Here is a 1,627-nt window from a genome sequence, read left to right as displayed (position 1 = left end):
AGCAAACAGTGCCTGCTTGTCGGCAAAATGATGGTAGAGCGCGCCGCGCGTCACGCCGGCGGCGGCGACGATCTCCGGCGTGCCGGTCTCGGAATAGGATTTCTCCGTGAACAGCTTTCGCGCCGCGGCAATCAGGTGGGCGCGCGTGGCTTCGGTGCGGTCGCGGTTGGAACGACGCGCGAAATCTTGTTGCATACATGCAGCCTGTATGTTAATTCGGTTTACATGCAGACTGTATGTTAATTGACGGGAGAAGGAAAGATGAAGACCACGAGCTATTACCCGGTGCTGATGACCGGCGACGTCGCCGGCACGGCGGCCTTTTATGTGAAGCATTTCCGCTTCCAGCCCCTGTTCGAAAGCGACTGGTATGTGCATCTGCAATCGGGGGAGGACAGAAGAGTCAATCTCGGCATCGTCCAGGGCGACCATGAGACCATCCCGGAAGAGGGGCGGGGCCGCGCTTCGGGCCTGCTGATCAATTTCGAGGTTCGCGACCCGGACGCTGTCTATGAGCGCGTCGTCGCCGCCGGCCTGCCGATCCTGCGCTCGCTGCGCGACGAGCCCTTCGGCCAGCGCCATTTCATCACCAAGGACCCCAATGGCGTGCTGATCGACGTCATCAAGCCGATCCCGCCGAGCGAGGCGTTTCTGGCGCAGTATGCGGAAGGGGTGGCGGGAGCCTGAGCGCCCGCCTCAACTGGCCCTTGCCACCGGCGTCACCGTCACCTGGCTGACACCGGTGCGGCGCACGACGGTGCACAGCGTCTCGCGGCCGATGCGTTCGGCGTCGAGCATGCGCACCAGGTCGTCGACGCCGGTGACAGGACGGCCGTCGATGGCGGCGATGATGTCGCCTTCTTTCAGGCCGGCCTTGGCCGCCGGGCCGTCCTTCTCGACGCTGCGCAGGCGAACCGCCGTGCTGGTCGAGACTTGCGACAACAGGGCGGCGCGGCGCGGCAAACTGGCAGTGTCGGCCGAGACGCCGATGAAGGCGCGGCGGACACGGCCGAAGCGGATGATCTCCGAAATGACGAAATTGGCGGTGTTGGAGGCGACAGCGAAGGCGATGCCCTGCGCGCCATGGATCATGGCGGTGTTGACGCCGATCACCTCGCCGGCCGACGAAACCAGCGGCCCGCCGGAATTGCCGGGGTTGAGCGCTGCGTCGGTCTGGATGACGTCGTCGATCAGCCGGCCGGTCGAGGCGCGCATGGAGCGGCCGAGCGCCGAGACGACGCCGGAGGTGACGGTCCATTCAAAGCCGAGCGGATTGCCGATGGCGATGGCGATCTGGCCGCGCCGCAGCCGCTTGGAATCGGCGAGCGGTGCGACATCGGCAAAGCTGCCGTCGGCGCGCACCAGCGCGATGTCGGTGTCGGGATCGCGGCCGAGCACGCGGCCTTCGCGGGAGGCGCCGTCCGGCATCGAGACGCGCACTGTCCTGGCATCGCCGACGACGTGGAAATTGGTGACGACCAGTCCGTCCGGCGCGATGACGAAGCCGGAGCCGTGACCGCCCTGGCCGCCGACGCGTTCGATGCGGCAGACGGCCGGGCCGATGCGGTCGACGGCGTCCGCAACGGTCGTCGAATATGCGTCGAGCAATGTATCGTCAGGTTCGAAT

3 protein-coding genes are annotated in these 1,627 nt (G+C 66.1%); 1 reads left to right on the top strand and 2 read right to left on the bottom strand.

Annotated elements, in window-relative coordinates:
- The coding region (locus tag ENZ75_RS31235) for a helix-turn-helix domain-containing protein (protein ID WP_164888154.1) at positions 1 to 195 on the bottom strand (195 nt) is incomplete at its 3' end.
- 66 nt (positions 196 to 261) lie between these two features.
- Here ENZ75_RS31235 and ENZ75_RS31230 point away from each other — a divergent pair.
- Positions 262 to 687: a VOC family protein gene (locus ENZ75_RS31230; RefSeq protein WP_013530166.1), complete on the top strand. Its 426-nt coding sequence runs from the start codon at positions 262 to 264 to the stop codon at positions 685 to 687.
- Between the two features lie 9 nt (positions 688 to 696).
- Here the strand turns inward: ENZ75_RS31230 and ENZ75_RS31225 are convergent.
- Positions 697 to 1,627, bottom strand: a 931-nt coding sequence (locus ENZ75_RS31225) for a trypsin-like peptidase domain-containing protein (protein ID WP_128278599.1), incomplete at its 5' end; no start/stop codon positions are given.

The organism is Mesorhizobium sp. M7A.F.Ca.CA.002.04.1.1, from assembly GCF_004022805.1.
Classification (GTDB): domain Bacteria; phylum Pseudomonadota; class Alphaproteobacteria; order Rhizobiales; family Rhizobiaceae; genus Mesorhizobium; species Mesorhizobium ciceri.
This window is presented reverse-complemented; position numbering and strand designations above follow the sequence as displayed.

What these genes read in the sequence shown, in the direction of transcription:
- ENZ75_RS31230 (WP_013530166.1), top strand. Translation starts at nt 262, where the DNA reads ATGAAGACCACGAGCTATTACCCGGTGCTGATGACCGGCGACGTCGCC.